Annotated in this window: 16 protein-coding genes; 7 read left to right on the top strand and 9 right to left on the bottom strand. The window is 44.4% G+C overall.

All coding sequences use genetic code 11. The features are described 5' to 3' along the window. Nucleotides 1-112: 112 nt before the first annotated feature. Both QUA77_RS01945 and QUA77_RS01940 read left to right on the top strand, forming a co-directional pair. On the top strand, nucleotides 113-706 hold the full coding sequence (locus QUA77_RS01945) for an ATP-dependent Clp protease proteolytic subunit (RefSeq protein WP_190741966.1): 594 nt from the start codon (nucleotides 113-115) through the stop codon (nucleotides 704-706). Nucleotides 707-836: 130 nt separating this feature from the next. Continuing rightward, nucleotides 837-1,463, top strand: coding sequence for a J domain-containing protein (locus QUA77_RS01940; protein ID WP_333038228.1), 627 nt, complete (start codon nucleotides 837-839; stop codon nucleotides 1,461-1,463). Here QUA77_RS01940 and QUA77_RS01935 read toward each other — a convergent pair. From QUA77_RS01935 to QUA77_RS01920, 4 genes are all read right to left on the bottom strand, one after another. After that, nucleotides 1,457-2,386, bottom strand: a complete 930-nt coding sequence (locus tag QUA77_RS01935) for a serine/threonine-protein kinase (protein WP_333449086.1) — start codon at nucleotides 2,384-2,386, stop codon at nucleotides 1,457-1,459. The genes QUA77_RS01940 and QUA77_RS01935 overlap by 7 nt on opposite strands. A 463-nt stretch (nucleotides 2,387-2,849) precedes the next feature. Continuing rightward, the gene (locus tag QUA77_RS01930; protein ID WP_333038224.1) at nucleotides 2,850-3,581 is read right to left on the bottom strand and encodes a DUF7873 family protein; all 732 of its coding nucleotides are present in this window, start codon (nucleotides 3,579-3,581) and stop codon (nucleotides 2,850-2,852) included. A 171-nt stretch (nucleotides 3,582-3,752) separates the two neighbouring features. Next, the gene (locus QUA77_RS01925; RefSeq protein ID WP_333038221.1) at nucleotides 3,753-4,646 is read right to left on the bottom strand and encodes a hypothetical protein; all 894 of its coding nucleotides are present in this window, start codon (nucleotides 4,644-4,646) and stop codon (nucleotides 3,753-3,755) included. A 70-nt stretch (nucleotides 4,647-4,716) separates the two neighbouring features. Next, entirely contained in the window at nucleotides 4,717-6,222 is a 1,506-nt protein-coding gene (locus QUA77_RS01920) for an MBOAT family O-acyltransferase (RefSeq protein WP_333038219.1), read from the bottom strand. A gap of 5 nt (nucleotides 6,223-6,227) precedes the next feature. On the opposite strand from QUA77_RS01920, the gene QUA77_RS01915 reads away from it, so the two are divergent. Together QUA77_RS01915 and QUA77_RS01910 are read left to right on the top strand one after the other, a co-directional pair. Next, a complete protein-coding gene (locus QUA77_RS01915) occupies nucleotides 6,228-6,356 on the top strand; it encodes a hypothetical protein (protein ID WP_333449085.1) in 129 nt (42 codons plus the stop codon). A gap of 173 nt (nucleotides 6,357-6,529) precedes the next feature. Continuing rightward, nucleotides 6,530-6,784 carry a hypothetical protein gene (locus tag QUA77_RS01910; RefSeq protein WP_333058797.1) on the top strand — a complete coding sequence of 85 codons (255 nt, stop codon included), beginning with the start codon at nucleotides 6,530-6,532 and terminating at the stop codon, nucleotides 6,782-6,784. Between the two features lie 3 nt (nucleotides 6,785-6,787). Here the strand turns inward: QUA77_RS01910 and QUA77_RS01905 are convergent, their stop codons facing one another. Beyond that, nucleotides 6,788-7,681: an EI24 domain-containing protein gene (locus QUA77_RS01905; protein WP_333038212.1), complete on the bottom strand. Its 894-nt coding sequence runs from the start codon at nucleotides 7,679-7,681 to the stop codon at nucleotides 6,788-6,790. An 89-nt stretch (nucleotides 7,682-7,770) separates the two neighbouring features. On the opposite strand from QUA77_RS01905, the gene QUA77_RS01900 reads away from it, so the two are divergent. Beyond that, nucleotides 7,771-8,562, top strand: coding sequence for a 2-phosphosulfolactate phosphatase family protein (locus QUA77_RS01900; protein ID WP_333449084.1), 792 nt, complete (start codon nucleotides 7,771-7,773; stop codon nucleotides 8,560-8,562). Nucleotides 8,563-8,698: 136 nt separating this feature from the next. Here the strand turns inward: QUA77_RS01900 and QUA77_RS01895 are convergent, their stop codons facing one another. Further along, nucleotides 8,699-10,084, bottom strand: a complete 1,386-nt coding sequence (locus QUA77_RS01895; RefSeq protein ID WP_333038207.1) for a lipid-A-disaccharide synthase-related protein — start codon at nucleotides 10,082-10,084, stop codon at nucleotides 8,699-8,701. Nucleotides 10,085-10,248: 164 nt separating this feature from the next. On the opposite strand from QUA77_RS01895, the gene QUA77_RS01890 reads away from it, so the two are divergent. Continuing rightward, nucleotides 10,249-10,812 (top strand): Uma2 family endonuclease, encoded by a 564-nt coding sequence (locus QUA77_RS01890; protein ID WP_333038205.1) that lies wholly within the window; start codon nucleotides 10,249-10,251, stop codon nucleotides 10,810-10,812. A gap of 218 nt (nucleotides 10,813-11,030) precedes the next feature. Here QUA77_RS01890 and QUA77_RS01885 read toward each other — a convergent pair whose 3' ends face one another. The 3 genes from QUA77_RS01885 to QUA77_RS01875 form a co-directional block, all read right to left on the bottom strand. Beyond that, nucleotides 11,031-16,226 carry a PAS domain S-box protein gene (locus QUA77_RS01885; RefSeq protein ID WP_333449083.1) on the bottom strand — a complete coding sequence of 1,732 codons (5,196 nt, stop codon included), beginning with the start codon at nucleotides 16,224-16,226 and terminating at the stop codon, nucleotides 11,031-11,033. Between the two features lie 403 nt (nucleotides 16,227-16,629). After that, nucleotides 16,630-17,922 carry an ATP-binding protein gene (locus QUA77_RS01880; protein ID WP_333038202.1) on the bottom strand — a complete coding sequence of 431 codons (1,293 nt, stop codon included), beginning with the start codon at nucleotides 17,920-17,922 and terminating at the stop codon, nucleotides 16,630-16,632. Nucleotides 17,923-18,105: 183 nt separating this feature from the next. Further along, nucleotides 18,106-20,424, bottom strand: a complete 2,319-nt coding sequence (locus tag QUA77_RS01875; RefSeq protein ID WP_333038199.1) for a tetratricopeptide repeat protein — start codon at nucleotides 20,422-20,424, stop codon at nucleotides 18,106-18,108. 160 nt (nucleotides 20,425-20,584) lie between these two features. Here QUA77_RS01875 and QUA77_RS01870 point away from each other — a divergent pair, with 160 nt between their 5' ends. Next, the gene (locus QUA77_RS01870) at nucleotides 20,585-23,131 is read left to right on the top strand and encodes a glycosyltransferase (protein ID WP_333449082.1); all 2,547 of its coding nucleotides are present in this window, start codon (nucleotides 20,585-20,587) and stop codon (nucleotides 23,129-23,131) included. Nucleotides 23,132-23,160 lie beyond the last annotated feature (29 nt).

The raw sequence follows: 23,160 nt of genomic DNA, 5'->3' as shown, positions 1-23,160 counted from the left end.
ATAGTCTTTTTATGACTAACAATTCCCAATTACCGATTCCCAATTACCAATGCCCGATGCCCGATGCCCAATTGCCCGATCACCAATTACCAACTAAACGGAGTTCCGAATTATGCCTATAGGTGTGCCAAAAGTTCCCTACAAAATGCCGGGTGGTTATGATACTCAGTGGATTAATATCTACGATCGCCTCTACCGGGAACGAATTATTTTCTTGGGCAGGGACGTTGACGATGAAATTGCTAATCAAATCATCGCTGTGATGCTCTATCTTGATTCGGAAGATTCAGGTAAGGATATTATTTTGTACATCAATTCCCCAGGCGGAATGGTGTCGGCAGGCATGGCTATTTTTGATACCATGCAGCACATTAAATCGGACGTGGTGACGATTTGTGTGGGCTTGGCTGCTTCGATGGGTTCTTTCCTGTTAGCTGCCGGTGCGAAGGGGAAACGGTTAGCTTTGCCTCACTCGCGAATCATGATTCACCAGCCTTCTGGGGGCACGCGGGGACAAGCAACGGATATTCAGATTGAGGCGAAAGAGATTCTGCGGCTGCGCCACGAACTCAATAATATCTATGCTAAGAATACTGGCAAGCCGATCGAGAAAATCGAGAAGGACATGGATCGCGACTATTTCATGTCCGCTGAGGAAGCCAAGGAATACGGCTTGATTGACAGAGTGATCGAAGAGCGTCCGTAAGTTGTTTGTTCGCTTCAGTAGTGCGGGCAACCCTCGCACTACAATCTAGTTCGCAGTAAATTGTGGCAGAATCTTTACATTTAAGGATTCTGCCATATTTAATGGTATTATCAACGCTCATTCATGCTAGATGGATATTGCAGATTATTACCGACAGTTAGGACTCAGGTCTGGTGCGAGTTTATCGCAAGTTAAGGCCTCTTATCGGCAGTTAGCCAGACAGTATCACCCCGATGTGAATCCGGGAAACGAACAGGCTAAGAATAAGTTTATTGCTATTACTGAGGCTTATAAGTTCTTGGTGAATGTTGCCCCCCACCATGTTGCGGGGTCGAAAGTTGCCAACTCAACTGTGCCGCCTACTTCGACACCGCCGGATCAGAGGGTGAAAGCTCAACCGCAGGCAGTTAAAGTGACTCGAAAAGAGGCCGCGGTTCAATCTAATGCGGATCTGTCGGCGGTGGAACAAAAGTTAAAGCAAGATGCTTATGTTGAGTTGCAGCAGTTGCTGAAATATCAGAGGTTCCCGCGGGCGATCGCCTTGATTGAGGGTTTGGCCCAGCGGGTTCCCGAAGATTTGGAGGTGCGTCAGTGGCAAGCCATCGCCTATCAGCGCTGGGGACGGCATTTGATCGGAGAAAAGCAGGTTGATAAGGCGAGAATTTATTTGAAAAAGGCTGTGAAAACTGACCCTCACAATCGGGCTTTGTGGGCAGAAGTTGAGCGGGATTTTCGCCGGCTGGAAGAGATTTATTGAAGCGATGTTGCGTCCCCCTTTTGCAGGGGGTCTGCGTCGTGAATTTTTAATTTTTCTAAAATAACTTGGGTATTTTCAGGTCGGTTTTCCGGTAGCGGTTCCATCAATTCGTCGATCGAGTCTAGGAGTAACGGGTCAATATCTACAGCCTGGTTCCTCCAATTAATTTTACCAGTTTTTTCATTAACGGGAAAGTAGCTCGGCTCTATGCCTGTTAATAAATGTACAAAAGTACGCCCTAGGGCAAAAAAGTCCGATCGCACCCCTGCTTTACCTAGAATTTGTTCCGGTGCGGCGTATCCAGCAGAACCTATGGGTGCGGTATCTATATCTGCTTCTGTGGCGGCGCCGAAGTCAATTAATCTCAATTTCCCAGTGGCTTCAACCATCAGGTTGGATGGCTTAATATCCCGATGCACTAAATGGTATTTGTGGATTTCCTGCAAAATATGAAGCATTTGTTGCAGCCAATCAAGAGCGAGATTTTGAGAAACGTACTGTTTTTTAGTTAATAATTCTGCCAAGTTTTCTCCGGTAATTTTTTCCATCACCAAACAAGACAGTTTTTGGAAATTATGAGGGAGTTTAATTTGGAAATAACCATCAGGTTCGACTTGGGGAACGGAGCCCTTTCCAGCCAGCCAAATCAAAACTCGCGCTTCTTGCTTGAACAAGCGAACTAAATCGGGGTTGTGGGTGTGTTTCAAGACTTTTAAAATTTTGACAGTTCCCCATTCGTTTTCCCCGGTTCCCAAATCTTCGACTTCAAAAATGTCTGTGGGGCGTCCGGGATTGGGCGATCGCACTGGTTTAAGGATACGATAGCGATCGCCAATTAACAAATCCGTGCCACAAGCCTGACAATTTTGAGCAGCAGCAGGATTTTCGCGTTGTTCGCATTGAGGATTGATGCAGTAAATCATCGGCCTTGATACGTCCACGACAGACGGATTTAACAAATTGATTCAATTATTAGCATAAAACCCAGCAGTTCTGACCTTACTACTGGGTTTATATTTACCGCCCATTTACGCACGCTATCACATTTAAGTCAAGGATTTAAGATTAATAGCATCGCGCTCTACCGATTGAGCTACCCCCCTGCGTTTGGTAGAGGGGGCTGGATATGAGCCAGCAACCTCGATGATGTTATTTTTTCCTGACATTCGTTTTAGCGATCGGCGGTGAATGCTGAGTTTAGAGTAATAACTTGCTGTTGAATTTGTACGCAATGCTGCCTCTGCCAATTGGGCTACCCCCCTATTTTGGGTAGAAGGGACAGGAGTCGAACCTGCACTGTCACATTTGTACGGTTTAAGTTGAAGTTTGAGTTTAAACTTGTACTCTGTTTATATCTTAAACCATAACTATCAAAAAAGCAAGCAATTAGCGGAAAATAAATTGAAAGATTCGCTCTCCCACTCTCTGTTCCTCAACTTCATAATTGTTAGCTTCTTCGCGGGCGAACATAACAGCTTGCTGCAAGATTTCCACCCTTTGCAGCAACTCATTGATCCGCCGCGCTGGCAAAGCTCCAGAAAACTTGACCGTGCGCCAATAGCCGATCGTAATATCTTCGTAATAAACATCGACTTGAGCCGGATGGTGTTCGGTAGCTTCAGCTTTAACGTGATTGCGCGGAGTTTTAAAAGTCTTGAGAGTTTGCACCGGTTCTGTGGCCCAACAGTCTGCCGAAGCATCGAAGTTCCAAGTCTCGGAAGCATCTAAGACTGGAAGTTTTTTGATAAATGCTTGCAAATCTGCTAACTGCTTTTCAATGAATAGCAAATAGCTGACGGGAACTTGGCTCAAAAGCACGTTTCCGTCTACAGTTACGTCCGCGCGGGCGCTACAATTTGTCCAATCTTTGGTTGCGGTTACGTCGAAGAGTTTGGTCAAAACTTCAGTCGTTTTGCGGATAATCTCTTCTGCTTTGACTTCAACTTTTTTGGACTCTGGCGGCAGTTGTTCGCCTTCTTCGTCTTTGGGACGGTAAGTGCGGGAGATTCCAGAAAGCACAGCGGGCTTCTGGAGAGCTTTTTGAGCTTCTGCCAGTTCTTGAACCGAGCGGCTTTTGATGCCTTTTTCGATCGCAATAATCTGATTTAAGCGTGCCATTGTTCGATTTTATTGACGCTGAACTCATATCAAGCCGGGTTGATACTGATCATCAAATTGTTTGTCCTGTGGCTTTTAGAGCTTTGATAACTCTCCCTCCTCAGTACAAACCTCACGATCGTTCTTTAACCAAACTTGCTCATTATGTAGTATGACACACTTCACAATAAATTACAAGCTTTCTTTTCTAGGCGCGGTGCCAAGAAAGTCCGCCGCTACCGTGCCCAGCAATTTATCCCTCAAAAACTCGGCAAAATCTCTAGCGTCGCTGCGGATCAAGTGAACGCCGTCATTGGTACGCCATTCTCGCTCTTTCGGGGGTGGCAGCCACTCAAAACGATCGGATGGAAACAGCTTTTTAGCCAATTCTTGGACTTGTTTTCTCCTGATTGCAGCGTTAACTCGTGACTCTTGCGGTATGTCAAATAAAACTACTTTCGCCCCGCTATTTTTTTTGATTTCTGCGATTTGACTTTTAATAAACTCAGCTTCTTTTTTTATAGCTTCTGCATCTTTTTCAGACAAAGGTTGACTTTGAATATCAACTATCGTTTGGATAGTTTTTTGCGATAAGTCGGGAGTAAGATATCGACCTTCTAATCTGTCTAGAGCCTCTCGCGTCACTTTGTGATTTGGCTTCGATCGACTTTTAAAAAAATCCACAAAAATGCTAATCGGACGGTATTCCTCTCTCATCATCGGTAGATACTGGCGTAACCAATAAAAAAGAGGATGATACAAAGAATCCATTAATTCTGTATCTATTTTGCGAACAATAGTATCGTTAATTTCTACCAAAACAATAGGAGGCTTGCTTGTACTTCTTTTAACTATTTCTAAACCTGTTTGGCTCGCTCCTCCCCCCACAGCTATGCTCTTTACGCCCTCTCCAATGTCTTTAATATTAAGGTTGGCAGCTAGAGAACTACCTACCATTACCATTTTTAGATCGGAATTATCCTGATATACATACCTTTGAGTTTTAACAATATTATTTTGAAGCAGGCTAACTCCGTCGGAAGCAGGCAAAACTCCGCCGGTGACGAGCACTTGATAAAAGCTCATTATAAACAGAAAAATTAGTATCGGCCGTAAAATCGGTCGCAACGGGAATTTGACAAACATAGAACACCTTCTAGAATTGGAAATAAATAAATTGTTTCGAGCTGCCACTGTTGAGGAATATCATTGCTAGCATAATTCCTAAAGCTAAATCTTGATAAAGGCTCCAGACTTTTTGACCGTTTTTATTTGAATCCTGTTTCATCCGATTTTGCCAAGTGGGAAAATGGGGAATGTGATAAATCACTACTGGTAGCGAAAAAATTAGCGTCGGAATAATGTGACTCCAACCGGGCTTGACTTTATAGTTGCGAACTAAAGTAACTGCGAAGTCAACCGCTTCTTCAAATCGAGGCAGTTTGAAAAGCAGCCATCCCACGGAAACAAAAGAGAAAATTCCTAAAACGCTAAGGCTGTCCAATAATAATTGCTGCCAGATGGGTTTGGTTTTTACTTGATTTGATTCTTGTAATTTGTTTTTGGATTTGTCGAACCCAAAAAAGCGTTCTACTGCTAAACCTAATCCGTGATAAATTCCCCAAACTGCATAACTCCAAGCAGCCCCATGCCATAATCCTCCTAAAGTCATTACTATCATTAAGTTAACATAAGTTCTGATTTTCCCTTTGCGGTTTCCGCCGAGGGGAAAGTATAGATAATCTCGGAGCCAAGTTGAGAGGGAAATGTGCCACCTTCTCCAGAATTCCGAGAGGGAACGCGAGATGTAGGGAAAGTCGAAATTGTCGGGAATTTTGTAACCCAAAGCACCCGCAAAACCGATCGCAATTAAGGAGTAACCGGCAAAATCGGCGAAAATTTGTATTGAGTAGCCAAACAGCAGTGTCAGGTTGGTAATAGTTCCAAATCCTCGGTAGTAGGGAAAGCTAATCCAGAAGGTATAGTCTTTTAAGTTGTCGGCGATGACCATTTTTAGGAAGTAGCCGACAACGAGCGAGCGAAAAATGAAATTCCAAGGAATATCTTTAAAATATTTAGGAGCAATCTGGGGATAAAATGTCTGAGATTTTAAAATCGGGCCTGACAGCAAATTGGGGAAAAAGCCAATAAAAAATGAAGTATTTAGCAGGTGTTGGCTAAAGTTGGGCGAGACGTAAGTGTTGGCTGCGGTTTCGCTTTTGTTTTTTTGAGTCAGTACGTCTACGATTAAACTTATGCCTTCAAATGTGTAGAAAGAAATGCCGATAGGCAGAGGCAATTTTAAGAATAAATAAGCAATGCTGCCTTCGGAGCGAGCAATATTAAAAACCTCGGCAACAAAGTTAGTTAGCAAACCCGCGTATTTAAACAAGCTCAAAATTAATACATTGAGAACGACTCCCGATAAAGCCCAAAAAAATCGCTGTTTCTTGTCAGAATTTCGGGCAACTTGAAAGCTGACTGTAGCGTTGATAATAATGGAGAGTAGCAGGATCAGCAATAGTGCGGGGGCGCTCCAACTGTAAAAAATAAAGCTGGCAATGATCAGGATGGGAACCTGCAATTTTTGCAACGGAGGGAAATAATATATGGCGAAAACAATCGCAAAAAATACTAAAAATTCAATACTGTTAAATAACATAATTTATGATTTCGCTCTTTTACGTAGCCTGTGACCCACTATATCAAGCGCCTGGGACTAATGGCAAGAGTGACCCAGAACCCGATCGCGATCGCGCATCCTACCAAACTGTAGCAAATATCACTGTTTGTTAGCGCTGCGACTACCTCTTGAGATAGATGCGGAAATCCCTCCCAGGGCGCGTTGTCATATCGGGAAACATTTCTTAACATATAGATAACAAAGGGAATCCGAGGAGACACCAAAAATCCTTAAGCCCTTGGGGTGCCCCGGTTAATCAGACTTTTCGCAAACAAGGGCTAAATCAATGAACAAGCAGCAAAACTCCGAAGTTTCAGCATTTTTGCCCATGCTCCAAAAAGGCATTTGGCTGTTTGGGATTCTCTCTTGGATATTCGGGCTGACAGATAGAACTATTGCACTATTATCTGACGGATATTTGTCGGCGATCGATATTGTCCAGCTATTTACAGCATCATTTTTCTTCATTAGCTGGCTGTTTTTAAGCCCGTTTTTGGGTCTTAACTCCCAGAGTCAGCCGAAGGAAGAAGCATCTCCCTAGTTTTTAAGTTGTAATGTTAGTTTCTCGATCGCTCTTTGTTTCTTCTGGGGCAAACCGGGCCGGCCAAATGCGATCGCAAAAAAACAAAGTTCCCGCCGTCACGCACAGCGGAATCGCCAACAGATTCAACAGCGGAATGCTCACCAAACCCAAACAAACCAAACCAAAACTCCCGCTGGCCGGCAAACTCGCCCAAATGATCTCCAACTTCTCCTGAAAAGGTCGCCTCCGCCTCTCCAAAGGTGCATCTAAAAAGTCCAAACAGACAATAGTCGCGCCCAAAGCTACGCCACCCAAGCTGCTAAGAATAGAGCCGATGCCAGGGATAAAATGCAGCAGCAGCAGCGGTATGCCGAGGCTAAACAAAATTTGTAGTTTTCGCAGTTCAAAGGCGATCGCCCTTTGAATATCCCCAAAACTACTCGCCAAACTCATTGGTGCTTCTGCGGGCAATTGACCGTTCCGCAGGAGTTCCAATTGTTCGGAAAGTTTGCCGTACCAGGGCGAACCTAAAATCACGCCAAACTGCACTAACAAAAATCCAATTATCAGCAAAAGTCCTGACACTAGGATTACGCGCAGCAGCCAGCCAAAAGCGACTGTTAACCCGCCGAGAAAGCTCAGCCAAGTGGGAAAACTAGCAATTAGAGCATTAAATCGGACGGATAAATCGGCAACTAAAACGTCTATCCCTGCCAAACTGGGAAATAGCAAGCTTAAATAAAGAGCAATACCAATTATAAAATTTAGCACCACGGGAACTAATACATAAGTCCACAGCTTGGGAGTTTGCAAAATCAGCGTGAAAGCTCGCAAAGGATAGGTGAAACCTGCCAGGAGTCGAATTGGTGCGGTAATGGCGGCGTGGGCGGGGTTTGAATTTAGCTGTTTTGACATATTTTCTGCTTTTGAGGACTCGACTCTATTTTCTATTATCCACTTTCCATTATTATTGCTGATGAGGATTTATCGCAGGTAGCCCAACAGTGAAGCTTTTTATTTACCATACCCCGGAACTTACGCCAGCCGACAAAATGCCGGCTTGCGCGATCGCAGTTGATGTGCTGCGGGCGACTACGACAATGGCAACGGCCCTGAATAATGGGGCGGAAGCTGTCCAGGTTTTCAGCGACTTAGAGAAGCTAATGACCGAGAGCGAAAACTGGCCTGCAGATAAGCGGATTCGCGCTGGAGAGCGCGGCGGCGGCAAAGTTGACGGATTTGACATGGGGAATTCTCCACTGGACTGCACGCCAGAAAAGGTGACTGGGAAGCGAATTTTTATCAGCACAACTAACGGTACTCGGGCTCTGGAACGAGTGCAAGCGGCTGCAACTGTGTTAACGGCGGCTTTGATTAACCGCAAATCTGTGGTGCAGTTTTTGTTAAATAAACAGCCGGAAACTATTTGGATTGTGGGTTCTGGTTGGGAAGGGAGTTATTCATTGGAAGATACGGTTTGTGCTGGTGCGATCGCCCAAAGTCTCCTAGCAGAAAGCGGTATTCCTGCGAGCGATTTTGCTGGTAACGATGAAGTATTTGGGGCTATTGCTCTTTATTTGCACTGGCAAGATCGGTTACACGAATTGTTGGAAAGGGCCAGCCACGGTCAGCGCCTTCTCGGTTTAGGTGTTATTGAAGATTTAAAATATTGCGCGCAAACGGATACTTTAGATGTGCTGCCTGTGCAGCGAGAACCGGGAGTGTTGGTTAAGTCGGATTTTAAAATCCCTCAAGCTAATTTCTGGGTTCCATCATCCGAAAAAACGGCGAATTGAAATTTTCTGCAAATGCAGTATTAGTAAGGTGCGCCTAGGCGCACCCTACGAAAATTAGTAGGTAGTTAATGAACAATATTTTTTTAAAGCAAGTAGAATTAAACATACTTGGTAGGGACAAAACATTGTTTTGTCCCTAGTCTATTGCAGGCAATTGAGAATTGCTGTCTTGACCGCCGAAGCGCTGAATTAAACACTCGGCAATTCTGGCTGCTGCACCGGGTTCTCCCATGCGCCGCCAGCCATTTTCAGCGATTAGCTGCAACCTATCGGGGTCGCGGAGCAAAGACTGCACGGCGCCGGCAACTTCAGCGGGATGTTTGACTAAAATTAATGACGGGCCTAACAGGCGACTTTGAGCTTCTGCAAAAGCGAAAGTAAATTGCGGGCCGCTTCCGGGAATGGCGATCGCCGGTTTTCCTAAACCTACAAATTGTTCTGTAGCCGTTCCTGCCATTGCTATTGCTAAATCTGCTTCGTACAAACAATCGTTAAAACTTTGCTGAGTCAAAATCATCGTGGCGTTTCTCTGCACAAATGTCAGGGGCAATAGTAAATTAGGAGATTCTTGCTGAATTTCTTGAGCGCTAGAAACAGGAGGTCGCAAAATACTTCCTTCACGCCGCTGTGTTCTAATTTCGCCGTCTTGTCGCCAGCCGAAAAATTCTAAACTAGGTCGCAAAGCTTCTAAGTTTAACTCTGGAGAAATGGCTCCGAAAAATAACAATTTGCGATCGGCAAACAGCGACAAAATTCCGGCTACAGCCTCTACTATTAGCAGCCAATTAGCATAGGCTTCCGGCGCTCTAGAACCGGGGAGTAAGGTGATGATGAGCGATCGCTCAATTTCCCGAAACTCTGCATCAGGGCCGTAAAAACCGACTGGGTTTTCCGGTTCGAGTCCGTCCATCATCGGATTTCCGAGATTGTAAGCGGGAATTCCCAGCTTTTGTAAAGTCTCGGCGGTCAGCGCGTCCCTGGCAAAAACGGCTCTACAGCGCGATCGAGTCATCAACCAGCGCTCCCAAGGCAAATAAACGGATCGCGACCAACTCCACCCACCAAAGACCCTGGATTTGCGACCCAGAGGCCCGTCCTCGTCCCGCAAATAATACTCGGACTTAGCAGTACCGACAAAGGCATAGGGCGCGCCGCTGAGCCAAGCAAACAGCAGCGGTACAATATCACCGCAGGCTAAAATAACGCCGTCTTGATTCCCAGACTGTTGTTGGGTCCGCACCCAAGCGCGGATGGCTTTAAACTGAGCGATGGTCAACTGAAGCAGGCCGCCTTTGACATCGCGCAAAAATTCCCTCCCGTCCATGTAAATAAAGCCGCCCGAAGGCATTCGCTGCACCGGGCCGATGATGCGGGCGTTTTCTAGTTGAGCGAAAGCTTGCCCTTCACCCACTAGCGGAAACACGGCTAATTCTGGCGGATGCGGGTGCTGTTGCAGTTGCTGCAAGATGCGAAGGGCGATCGCGTCTTCTCCGTGGCCGTTACTGAGGCAAAGTAATTTCAATCCCAACTCTCTCAAAAACTGTCTCTGAATATATAGAAGCAAGATTAGCCGCAGGATGCAAGGTGGTATAGCCGAAGGAAGAAGTAAGTGGAGCGACGATCGCACGAGGCGGGGAGTTTTTGGTAAAATACCAGATTAAACTCCTATTTTAGAGGTAAAATCGGATGGTACAAACCCTGCCAAAATCTTTGACACTCCAAGAGTTTCTGAAGTTGCCAGAAACCAAACCAGCCAGCGAGTACATTGACGGTGCAATCATTCAAAAACCGATGCCTCAAGGAGAACATAGTGTCATTCAAGGCGAGTTGACAAGTGCTGCTAATGCTACTCTCAAACCTCAAAAGGTGGCGCGAGCATTTCCAGAACTACGGTGCATTTTTGGCGGTCGAGCGATCGTTCCAGACGTGAGTGTATTCACTTGGGAGCGCATTCCCCGTAAAGAAAATGGTGGTGTGGCAAATGTGTTTGCGATCGCCCCGGATTGGACAATTGAAATCCTCTCCCCCGACCAAAACCAAACTAAAATTACTAAAAATATTTTACATTGTCTCAAACACGGAACTCAAATGGGTTGGTTAATCGATCCAGAGGAGCAATCGGTTTTTGTATATCGGCCGACTCAATCAACGGAGGTGTTTGACGAAGCGGAACAGTCATTGCCCATGCCATCTTTTGCCAGGGAATTGCAACTGACAGTAGGAAATTTATTTGGTTGGCTATTAGAGTGAAACAACAAAATATTAGAGTACGAGGGAGGGAGAGGGGGTGAGAATTTGACTAGTTTTGATATGGGAACGAAATATGCAGTTTAGATGCACAACAGCTTATCCGACAATACAGACAGTGCACTGAAAAGGTGCAAATTCTGAAGGGGGCATTGAGAAGTGGGCAGTGGGCATTGGAACTGACAACAAATAACTAATAACTAATGACCACTGAATACTGACTACTGACCATCGATATATTGCTTTAAAGTATTCCGAATTTGTTTGAGCTGAAATCCCTTAGCAAGTTGGCGCAGCTTCGAGACAAACGGCACTAAATTAGGTTCTAAACTCTCCAGGTTAGCACTCTCCTCAAAAATTTCTTCAATGTCGCCCATAGCTGCGAGTTTCAAAAGTTTTGCTACTGACTCAGCAGCCGCAGGTAACAAAGAAGAATAAGCAGGAAAATCAGAGGCTGGTGACAAACTGGGAGTTTTGCGTTTGTTGTTTTCCGAAGATTCCCCATAAATCCATTCTAGTCCCAAATGCACGCGCAACTGTTCTAAAAAGTGATTTGCTTCGATTGGTTTGGGAAGAAAAGCATCGTACCCTGCGAGGATGCTCTCTTGCTGCGTAGCCTCGAAAACGCTAGCTGACATAGCGATTAACACAACATCTTTTACTTCCGGCAACTGCCGCAGTTTTCTTGCAGTTTCTAAGCCATCCATTACAGGCATCCGCAAGTCCATTAAAATCACATCCGGTTGAAATTCAACTGTTTTGCCGAGGCAGTCTTGCCCGTTTTTCGCATCGGCCACCTCAAATCCCAAACGCCGCAGCAGCCTGCACAACAAATCGCGATCCAGTTGATTGTCATCCACGATTAGCACTTTGCGCTTGTTGCCGCTAAAACCCACAAGCCAGCGTTTTTCCTGCAAAGGAGACACCTCCAAGTACCGTTTAGCTGCGGGCAATTCTAAATCTACCCAAAAAGTGCTGCCTTTTCCCAAAGTGCTGTGGACGCGAATTTCGGTACCCATTAGTTTCGCTAATTTCTGGCTAATTGAGAGTCCAAGACCTGTACCTTCAACAAACGTATTGCCTCCTACTTGGTGGAAAGGCAAAAATATTTCTTCTAACTTGCTTCGCTCTATTCCAGTGCCGGTATCCTCGACTTGAAAGCGAATTTTTAAAGCGTGTTTGGCTGCGATCGGATTGTGGGCGAAGCGCATATAATTTTGTTTCAGTTCCGAACTCAAAGTCGAGAACTCATAATTTTCTCCTTGGCCTCGACTCCAGGCCCCTGTGCCGACATAGCCGACTTTGAAAGTCACACCGCCACTGTTAGTAAATTTCACGGCATTGCTGAGTAAATTTATGAGAATTTGGCGCAATCTTTTTGGATCGACACGAACGCAGCTAGGCAGGGGAGAGACTTGTTCGTAATGGAATAAAATTTCTTTTTGAGATGCCCGCATCTGAAAGAGATCAGCAATGTTTTTCGTGAAATTTAGAAAGTTTAACTCTTCCGGGTAGAGCTCCATTTTTCTAGCTTCAATTTTGGAAAGATCTAAAACATCGTCGATTAACATCAGCAGGTGTTGACCGCACTGTTGAATATTGCTGAGACTTTCTTGGTGATCTGAGTTTAAGTCTTTGTCGGTTTTGAGGATTTGAGCGTAACCTAAAACGCCGTTTAAAGGCGTGCGTAGTTCGTGGCTCATATTGGCAAGAAATTCGCTTTTGGCGCGGTTGGCACTTTCTGCTGCTAATGCAGCTTGTTGGAGGGCAGATTCTGCCAGTTTGCGATCGGCAATTTCCGTTTGTGCTTGTTGAAATAGCGTCGATTGCTGGATCGCGATCGCCAATTGCACGCACAATTGCCGGAGGGATTCTATTTCTGAGGAATCCCAGGGACGGGGGCCGCTGCAATCCTGGGCGATCAGCAGTCCCCAGAGCTGATTTTCTGCGGTCGGTTGGGTCTGTGAAATGCTTTCTCGTGCTTTTAAAATCGGCACTATTAAGTTAGCTTTTACTTCAAATCCTTCGAGAAATTTCATGTGGCATTCCGTCAAATTTTCCCGGTAAATATCTTCCATAGATCTAATACCGCCTTGCTGATAAATCTCAACAAATTTTTCTCTAAAACAGCCATCAATATTGTTAAAATTTAGCAGCGAAATTCTATTTTTTGCCACGGATTCCACAACAACAAAGCCGCTCCAGTCGGGATTAAAACGGTAAATAACTGTGCGGTCTGTTTGCAAAAATTGCCGCACTTGTTCGACAGCAGTTGTCAGGACTTCTTCTAAATTTAGGGAGGAGCGAATGCGATCGAGCATGGCCACTACCAGCCGTTCTCGCCTTAATTGCTGCTCCAGTGCCATCTCCGCTTGTTTACGTTCGGTGATGTCGGTAATTACTCCCACTAACCCGATTAAATGACCAGTTTCATCTTTAATGCCGTCGGCGCGAAATAAAGTTGTTACCAGTTCGTTGTTTTTAGTGTTGATTTTGAGTTCGCCTTGCCAAGATTTGCCTTTACGGATCGTTTTAAACATTTCTAGCAGCACTTTAGTTTGGGGGTAAATTGCTGTTAATCCGCCTGCTGTGTTTAGTTCTTCTGCTGTGTAGCCGTACTGTTGAACAAAGGCTTGATTGTGGTAGAGCGATCGCCCTGTCAAGTCAGCAATGCCGATCGCATCGCTGGTGCTTTCCACCGCTTGAGTAACTCGCAGCAAATCTAGTTCTGCTTGTTTGCGATCGCTAATATCAGTAATAGTGCCGATATAGCCTTTAATTTCCTGCTTGTCTCCGATTTCTGCAATTGCCTGACCGATCACCCAGATTACCCGACCGTCTGGACGCTGAAAGCGGTATTCTGATTTAAAAGGAATTTTGTCAATAATTGCTCGATGCCATTCATTTTTTACCCGATCAACATCGTCGGGATGTATGGCATTCATCCAGCCAATTTCGGCTGCTAATTCTGCATTTAATCCCGTAATTTCGCTCCACCGTTGATTCACATAAAGGCAATTTCCCAAGGTGTCGGTATGGAATATGCAAACTGGCGATGCTTCTGCTAAAGTTTGGTAGCGTCGCTGGCTCGATCGTAGGGCTGATTCTACCTGTTTTCTATTAGTTATATCGCGGACTATAGAAATGATTTCGCCACCGAAAAGCATTGTTAGCGACAATTCTTGAGGGAACTTAGTACCGTCCCGGCGCTGACCGGTAGCTTCTATATTGCAGTACCCTTTTTGCAGGAGCATCGGCATTATTTGTAATTCAAAAAATATATTTTCTGCTTTACTGTAGAGCATTTTCCATTTCTTCCCATACAGTTCGCTAGGGCTAGCCAAGCCGTACATCTTGAGATAAGCGTCGTTGGAATAAATACATTCTTTATTATTATTAAAAATGGCGATGCCGTCATAAGCAGCGGACATTGCTACTGCTTGTCGCTGGAGTTGGGACTCTGCTTGTTTACGAGAGGTAATATCGTGACCGACTGAGTAGATTAAACCTTCTTCGCTAAATGGCGATGCCGTCCACAGGAAGTATTTGTAAGAACCGTCTTTGCAGATGTAGCGGTTTTCAAAGGAGATACTGGACGTACCCGCGATTAGTTTTGCTCCTTCCGCTGCGGTGGCTTTTCGATCGTCGGGATGAACAAATTCGATCATTGGCTTGGCAAACAATTCACTAATACTGTAGCCTAAAGCTGTTGACCAAGCTGGGTTTAAACGTTTAAAATGACCGTCAAAACCTACAATACAAAGCAAGTCTAAGGAGATGGTAAAAAAACGATCGCGCTCTGTTTGTGCCTGCTTTAATTCAGTGATATCCATCACTAAACCATCCCAGAGAATATCGCCTTCGCTGCCAGATTTGCTCTCATTAGTGAGCCTTTCTGGTCTCGCCGCTCCTTGCAGCCACTTAACTTTTCCAGATGGTAAAGTCTGCCGCCACTGCTGCTGCCAAGGTTCCAGCGTTGTGGCTGAAATGGCGATCGATGTTTTTAAATCTAAGAGATCGTCTGGGTGAATTCCCTTGGAAATCAGTTCCGCATTTTGCTCTATTGCTTCTGCCTCTAATTCGTAGAGTTGGCGGCTGCCTGAAGAGATGTAGGGGAAAGACAATTTTCCCGTGGCTGACATTCGTAATTGATAAATTATTCCCGGCAGGTTAGCTACCAATTTTTGAAAGCGAGCTTCGCTTTGTTCCAGTGCTTTTTGTTGCTGTCTGTATTCGGTAAAATCTCTAATTGTACCCACTATTACTTTACTGCCGTCTGCTATTTGGAAGACGCTTTTTTTGGTAGAAATTATGTGTTCTCTCCCTGCCGAGTCTGTGAATTTTTCTTCGGTTTCCAAGCAGATCCCCGTTGTCAATACTTCTTCATCTTTAGTCCAAAAAACAGCAGCTTCTGATTGGGGGAAAAAGTCATAATCTGATTTGCCGATCAGTTCTTGCCGCGATTTGCCGACCAACTGACAAAAAGCATCATTTAATATCATCCAGCGGTGTTGCTCGTCTTTGACAAAAATTGGGTCTGGCGTAGCATTTATGGTGTGGTTTAAAAATTCTTCTGACGCTTTCAGTTTTGCTTCGTAGCGGTAGCGATCGCTCACGTCCAACACTACTTCGATTATCCGGTCGATAGACCCGTCCAGGCGGCGGAGGCAGCGAAGGGAAACTCGCGTGTGAACTATTTCGCCATTTTTTCTGAGCCACCTTTTGTCTAAGATGTAACCGTCGAGCCTACCTGCTAACATCTGAGAAAATTTTTCACAATTACCCTCCAAATCCTCTGAATGAGTCAACTCTAGCCAATTCTTTTGCACGAGTTCATAGCGCTCATAGCCCAGCAAATTGCACAGGGCATCGTTAACTTCTATCCAGTGGCAATTTAAAGGAATTTCGCTGTCAATAATTGGAGCGATGATTGCAATGCCGATCAGGGAATTTTCCACCACCGAGCGATATTTTTCTTCACTTTTTCGCAAAGCATCTTGACTGTTCTGGCGTTCTATGGCGTAACGGAGCGATCTAATTAACAGTTCGCTGTCGATTTTTCTTTTTACCAAGTAATCCTGTACGCCGACCGAAATTAACCGCAGGGCAAGTTCTTCGTCGTTTTGGGCGGTCAGAACTACGATCGGCACATTTACCCCGTACTCTTGTACCCGAGCCACCGTCTCGATTCCCAGACTATCTGGCAGTGAAAGGTCTAATAAAATTATGTCAAAAGTTTCTTGATTCAATCGCTGCTGCGCTTCGCTGAGACGCTCTACTTTCGTCAGCACTATACGCTGCGATCCACCTATTTCTGACAGTAAATCTTCAATCAGCTCAGCTTCCTGAGGGTTGTCTTCTACTAACAGAACTTTAAAGCAGATAGGAGGCAAAGCTAAGTTAAAAACTGCTTTCATAATATTTTTTAATCAGAAAATCTTAAACTAACTTGAATTTTAGCTTTTATTTTCAGGGCAATTATTCAATTGCCCATACACATATATCGACCGTAATATTGCGGGTGAGCAAGCACTACAAAAATTATATTTAATTATTATTCTATCACGCACTAACTAGACTGTCAACGGGAAAGATTTTTTATTCTAAATGGCAATTTATACCAGTTAAAAAAAGAATCCAAATGTAGCATATATGCCAAGCTAAAGAGTCACAATAATGACCCATTATTTACTTATTATATTTGCCATATAAAATGGGGGTAACTTGTGGAGCGTATTTTATATTTATGAATTAAAATATAGAAATCAATTCAGTTTGCCTACCTTATAGCTTATACCTTTTGACGACAGGATCTCTCAATTAAGCTAGAGTAAAGTAAAAAGTTGAACCTTGCTCCGGTTCCGATTCCACCCAGATACATCCGCCGTGAAGTTCCACAATTTTTTGACAAATTGCTAAACCAATACCTGTCCCAGAATATTCTCTTTGAGTATGCAAGCGCTGGAAAATTTGAAAGATACGTTTTTGATGCTGGGGAGCAATCCCAATTCCATTATCGGAGACAGAAACTAACCAGTTTTCCTCCTGTTTGCAAGCGGTAATATGAACCACAGGCGGTGCATCGTGGCGATATTTAATCGCATTGCTGACTAAATTTTGAAATAGCTGTACGAGTTGAGAAATATCCCCCATTACCGTGGGTAATTCGCTGTAGGTGACAACGGCTTTAGTCTCGCGGATCGCCCCTTGCAAGTTCGCCAGTGCTTGCTCGACTGCATGATTGCAATCTGTCAGTTGAAAAGGTTTCCGACTCCGGCCCACGCGGGAATATTCGAGTAAATCGTCAATTAAAGTTTGCATTCTGGTGCAGCCCTGAACGATATTGCCGATAAACTTACTACCTTGGCTGTCAAGTTGGTCTTTGTAGCGTTTTTCTAAAAGTTGAGCGTAACTGGCAATGGTTGCTAAAGGCGCTTGCAAGTCATGAGAAGCCACATAAGCAAATTGTTCTAGTTCTGCATTTGAACGCGCCAATTCTTGGTTAGATTTTAATAGAGCAGATTCGGCGCGCTGGCGGTGGGATATCTCTTGTTGAAGTACCAAATTTTGCTCTTGCAGAGCTTTTTCAACAGCGCGGCGGGTGCTGATTTCTTGTTGCAAAATTTGGTTTTTTTCCTGAAGAGTTTTTTCGACTGCTAAGCGGCTCGTGATTTCTTCTTGCAGCAGCATATTTTGTTCTTTTAGCTGCTTTTGTAAATTCCGGAGGCTGAGGTGACTTTCGATGCGGGCGAGCACTTCTTCAAACTGAAATGGCTTGCTGATATAGTCAACAGCTCCCACAGCAAATGCGTTTACTTTGTCAAATACTTCATCTTTAGCGCTGATAAAAATTACCGGGATTTCGCGAGTTTTTGCTTCTAGTTTCAAGTGCTGACAGACTTCGTAGCCGTTCATTTCCGGCATCATTATGTCGAGCAAAATCAAATCTGGTGGATTAGAATTGCAGGCTCTCAAAGCCATTTTTCCGTTAATCACGCAGCGAGGGGTGTACCCCCTCTGAGTCAACATCGTAGACAACAGACGCAGGTTTTCTGGTGTATCGTCTACTACTAAAATGTTTCCTAACGGCGTCCCTGGTTGCTGATTGTTCATTGATTATTTCCCAGTTACTATTTTCTTCACAAAAAATGTTGGCAGCTATTTTATTTAGAACTTACGGAAAACACCCGGTTTCTAGTAGGAATATTGGGGAAAGAAAATGAGGAATCCGCTCATAAACCGGGTGTTTAGCCGTTTGTGTACAAGCAAGTCCTGTTATTGTTCGTTTACCAATCCTCAAATCCCCAGCAGCAGAGTCAGAGCATTATTGTTCCAAGTCAATCCTTTGTCTAAAACTTTAAATCCCGCGACTTCGCACATAGCTTCTAAAGCAGTAGCTGTAGGCAGCCACCAGCACGGCGCAAAATCGTTCAGGTCAAAAACTGCTTTCTCAGTTATCCCTATAAGTTGGTTGTTGTTGATGTATGGCCGCCAATAAGCTGTTAAAATAGCTCGTTCAGCGTCGTCCAAAGCGGGAATAAACATTACTCCAGAAGCGGGAATTTCATAGTGGCCCAACTCATTTTCTATTACTTCTTGGGTAATAACTGAAGTGAAGATTAAATGCTCGCGAGTTATCTGACGCAAGGCAACTAAAATCTGCAACGGATGGGGGTGATGGTACAAAACTCCTGCACAGTGAGTTACATCGTAAGGCTCGCCAATGTCTGCAAGCTGAATCTGAGTGATATCTTGATTGATACAGTGATAATTAGCAATATTTAAACTTGTCATGCGATCGTGAAAATCTGGCCACCACTGGAGGGATGCCGGCATCGCATCAATCATTGTCAGAGAAACTGCACCGTATTTGCTAGCTACAGATACTTTTTCGTTGACAGTTCCCCACAAGCCGCCGACTTCTGCAAAAGTCTTGCCTTTGACTACTCGGGCGATATAGCGATCGCGAATATCCTTAGCCTCTAACTCTAATAATAGAGTAGATTCCCCTGTTTGACGCTGTTTTTCTAAAATTTCCTCTAATTTTGGGGATATTTCTGGATCTTTTGGTCTAATTTCTAATGCCATCAAGTACAACATTATGGCTTCGTTAAGCCGATCGCTCTCAGCAAAGTTTTGGGCTATTTGGCAGTAAAATTCAGGAGCGTGCAGCGGCTGCATTTGGTGGTGATAGTAGCTAGTTGCTACATCTGAATCTACCGGAGTTCTTTTAATTAGAGCCTCACCTAACTTTATGTAAATTTTCGGTAGAGACGGGTCGATTTGAAGCGCACAAAGGTAGGCGGAAACAGCATCGTTCCATGCGTGACTTTCACTCAAAGCATCGCCTAAATTGTAATAAGACCAAGAAATAGTGGGATTAAGTTCAATAGCACGTTGGTAAGCGGTAGCTGCGGCTTTCCACTGTTCGGCTTTTAACAGCGCTGCTCCTAAATTGTGGTAAGTCCAAGAGAATTCTGGATTGAGTGCGATCGCCCGCCGATAAGCGAGTGCTGCTGCAGCAAACTTTTGAAGTTTAACTAAAGTCAAAGCTAAGTTATAATGAGACCAAAATAAATCCGCATTTAGTGCGATCGCCCGTTCGTATGCAGCCTCAGCTTCTGACCATTTTTCTAGTTTAAAAAGAGCATCTCCCAACTTGTGAAAAGCTGCGAAAAAATTCTGGTCTACTTCAGTCGCGCGCTGGTAAGCTGCAGCGGATTCAGACCATTCTTCTAATCGATCGCAAGCTGCACCGATGCTGTAGTAAGACCAAGAATAATCCGGGTTGATTTCAACAGCCGTGCGGTAGGCGATCGCAGCTTCTTGCCATTTTTCTAAATTGAGCAGCACGCTGCCTAAGTTGTAGTAGGACAAAAAAGAATTGGGATTTAAATCAATACTTTTTCGGTAGGCCGCCTCCGCTTCGCGCCAGAGTTCCTTAGCTTGCAAAACATTGCCTAATTTGTAATGAAACTCCGAAATATCCGGCTGGAGTTGAATAGCTTTGCGGTAGTGAACAATAGCTTCGTCCCACTGTTTCAGCTCGCTAGCAGCTTCGGATATTTTGCAATAAGCTTCGCAACAACTCGGGTTTAAAAAAATGGTGCGATGGTAACAAACTAGCGCTTTTTCGGGTTTATTTTGGGTCAGCAAAGTATTACCTAAGTCGAGATATTCTTCTGCTATTTCTATCGGTTCCACTATCAGTGCTTGATACCAACAGTCTGCTGCTTCCTCAGCTTGGCCGACTTGGGTAAATATCCGGCTCAAATTTCGGTAAAATCCTGCAAAGTTTGGTTGCAGGGAGATGGCTTTTTGGTAACAGGCGATCGCCTCTTGCCACTGTTCCAATGTAGCGCAGAGAGTGCCGAGGTTAGCAAAAGCTTCGGCAAAATCGGGTTGCAGGGCGATCGCAACTTTATACCAATACCTTGCGTCTTCTAGTTTACCCTGAGCTTGCAGCGCCTTTCCTAGGGTTTTGCAAGTCTCTGCAGAGTTGGGTTCCGATGCCAAAACTTGTTGGCAAAGTGCGATCGCCCGATCGAAGTTGCCTGTAGCTAAATAAAGTTCTGCCTGTTGCTGAAAATTCACCTGCGCTGTTTCTGAATTCATTTTTTCTTTTCCTTTTGAGTTATCATTCCATGTAAAATTATATGCTACACTTTGCCAAAGTTCAAGTTTTTGTAAGTAGAGCAACCGAACACACAATAATGATGAATGTCCGGCACATTAATATAAACTATATAATCATAGGTTAACAGCGAGCTAAATAATGTCAACAGCTACTCAGACACCGCAATTAAGCGTAATTATACCTGTATATAATGGCGATCGCTACATCGTACAAGCGGTGGAGAGCGCCCTAGGTCAAACTTTTACTAATTTGGAGATTATAGTTGTAGATGACGGTTCGACCGATCGCACGCAGCAAGTATTGCAGCCTTATTTTGACAGAATTCGCTACATATATCAGGAAAATCAAGGAGTAGCAGCCGCCAGAAATCTTGCTTGCCAACTAGCGCAAGGCGAGTTTTTAGCCTTTCTAGATGCCGATGACTATTTCCTACCATCCAAGCTAGAGAAACAACTAGCTTGCTTTGACGCTGACCCCACCTTAGATATGGTGCAAACAGGTTGGCTGATCGTCGATGAAACCGGGCGAGAGATTTCTGCTGTCAAGCCTTGGCAGCAAGCGTCTAAATTAGATTTAGAAAGCTTTATTCTCTATAAATGCGTGCGACCGAGTGCGATGATGCTGCGCCGAAAGTGGTGGGAAAAATTGGACGGTTTCGATTCTCAGTTTCCACTAGCAGAAGATTTAGACTTTGCCTTACGTTTAGCTTTAAAGGGGTGCAAAGCAGTTTGGTTAGAAGAAACACTTACCTGTTATCGCCAGCACAATTCTAACCTCATGTCAATCGGTTTTCGCGTAATGAAGAATATAGAAATTGTAATGAAGAAATTCTTCGCTAGACCCGATTTGCCTCAGCCAATCCGGCAGTTAAAAAACCCGGAACGCTATCAATGCTTAAAGTGGCTGGCATGGCGGATGTATCGCGACGGTCATCTAGCAGAGATGGCACAGTGTTTAGAAGAGTCATTGCAATATACGCCTTTTTCGCCCACAAAAACAGTTTTGAATTGGCTAGAAAGTTTTCAGATGGCTTCGGAAGAATATGGTGAAAATTTTGACGCTTATTCGCTGAGTAAGTTAGCGGAATGGCAAGAGATTATTATGATGGTGATGACTAATCCACCCCAATCTCAACAAAGTTCTATTCCCATACATTCAAAAGCGCAAGCGCACATTTTACTCTACAACACGGACGATCCGGGCGTAGGAGGATTAGCGCAGTACAATCATGCCATTCTTTGTCAGTTAGCCATGTTGGGCTATCGAGTCACGTGCGTGCAAACCAAACATTCTAGCCCCTTGCTTGAGCGAGAACGAGAGTTAGGTATAGAACACTTGTGGCTGGATTTTAGCGGGCATAAAGATTTACAGCGGGTGTTAAGAAATACTCAGGATGCACGAGAGCTTTTTGCTAGCAATCAACCGGATATGATTATTTTTAGCGATGGTTGGCCATTTTCCAATTTTGCCGCTAAACAGGTAGTTATTGAAATGGGAATACCATACATGATGGTGATTGGGTTAGTTATGCCAGAACACGCAACTTTTGCCTGCGGGGATGTAGTGCCTTATGTAGAAGGAGTGCTCTACCACTGCCTGCAAGCTAGAGCCTTGATTGTTGGCGCTTACGAACATTTGAATTTATTATGCCAAGATTTCAAGTTGCCAAAAGAGCGAGGACAAGTGATTTACTTGGGGCGTTCTCCCAAATATTTTGCACCTCCTAATGCTGCGGCTCGTCAACGCCTGCGACAAGAAATAGACATTCCTGAAGATGCGATTGTTTGTTTCACATCGGCTCGATTGGCATCGATTAAAGGGCATCGATATCAAATCGAAGCAATCAAGCAGTTGCAGCAGTCTCCTGTGTGGTATAAACTGTATTTTGTGTGGGCAGGAACTGGTGAGGGAAGCGCTGACAATGTAGAAATAGAATTGAGGGAAACTATTAAAGAGTTAGGGGTGAGCGATCGCGTGAAGTTGATCGGACAGCGCTGGGATATCCTAGATTGGCTCGATGCTAGCGACATATTCATTTTGACTTCTGTGGCAGATGCAGCGCCTTCCCTTGCAGTCATGGAAGCGATGGCTAAGGGATTGCCCGTAGTTGCAACGGCTGTGGGCGGCATTCCTGAAGGGCTTGGTGATACTGGGAAATTGTTGCCAGATCCGAATACCGATCCAGAGGGAACCGCGAGGGAATTGGCGGAAACTGTAGAAGCTTGGGCAATGAATTCAGAATTGCGACATCAAATCGGTCAAGCTTGCAAGCAGCGGGCCGAGAAAGTGTTTAAAGAGGAACGGATGTTGGCAGAGTCGATGGAGGCGATCGAAAAAGCTTTAGTTTGCGATGATAACCAAACAGATCAATTTGTTACTCAAAAAGAGGTTCAGAGGTCAATAACGAAGATAGAAAGCCGGGTGCATTACAGCTCTTTAGTGTGGAATGCTTGGCAGGCTTACTGTCAAGAAGATCTAAGCAGAATGCAGAAGTCGCTTCAAGAATCTTTGAAGTACACACCTTTTTTGACTACAGAAACGCTATTAAACTGGGTCGAATATTTTGGCAATTTCTCGTCAGCTAAAGGGCATAATTTAGATACATATTCTCTAATTAATTCAGCAGAATGGCAACAATTAGTCGAGGAAGTACAGGGAATTGAATCTGTTTTTTATGCACGCTAAAACACCAGATTTACATTGAAAATTCGGAT

It is taken from the genome of Microcoleus sp. K5-D4 (genome assembly GCF_036704575.1).
GTDB lineage: Bacteria > Cyanobacteriota > Cyanobacteriia > Cyanobacteriales > Microcoleaceae > Microcoleus.
This window is presented reverse-complemented; position numbering and strand designations above follow the sequence as displayed.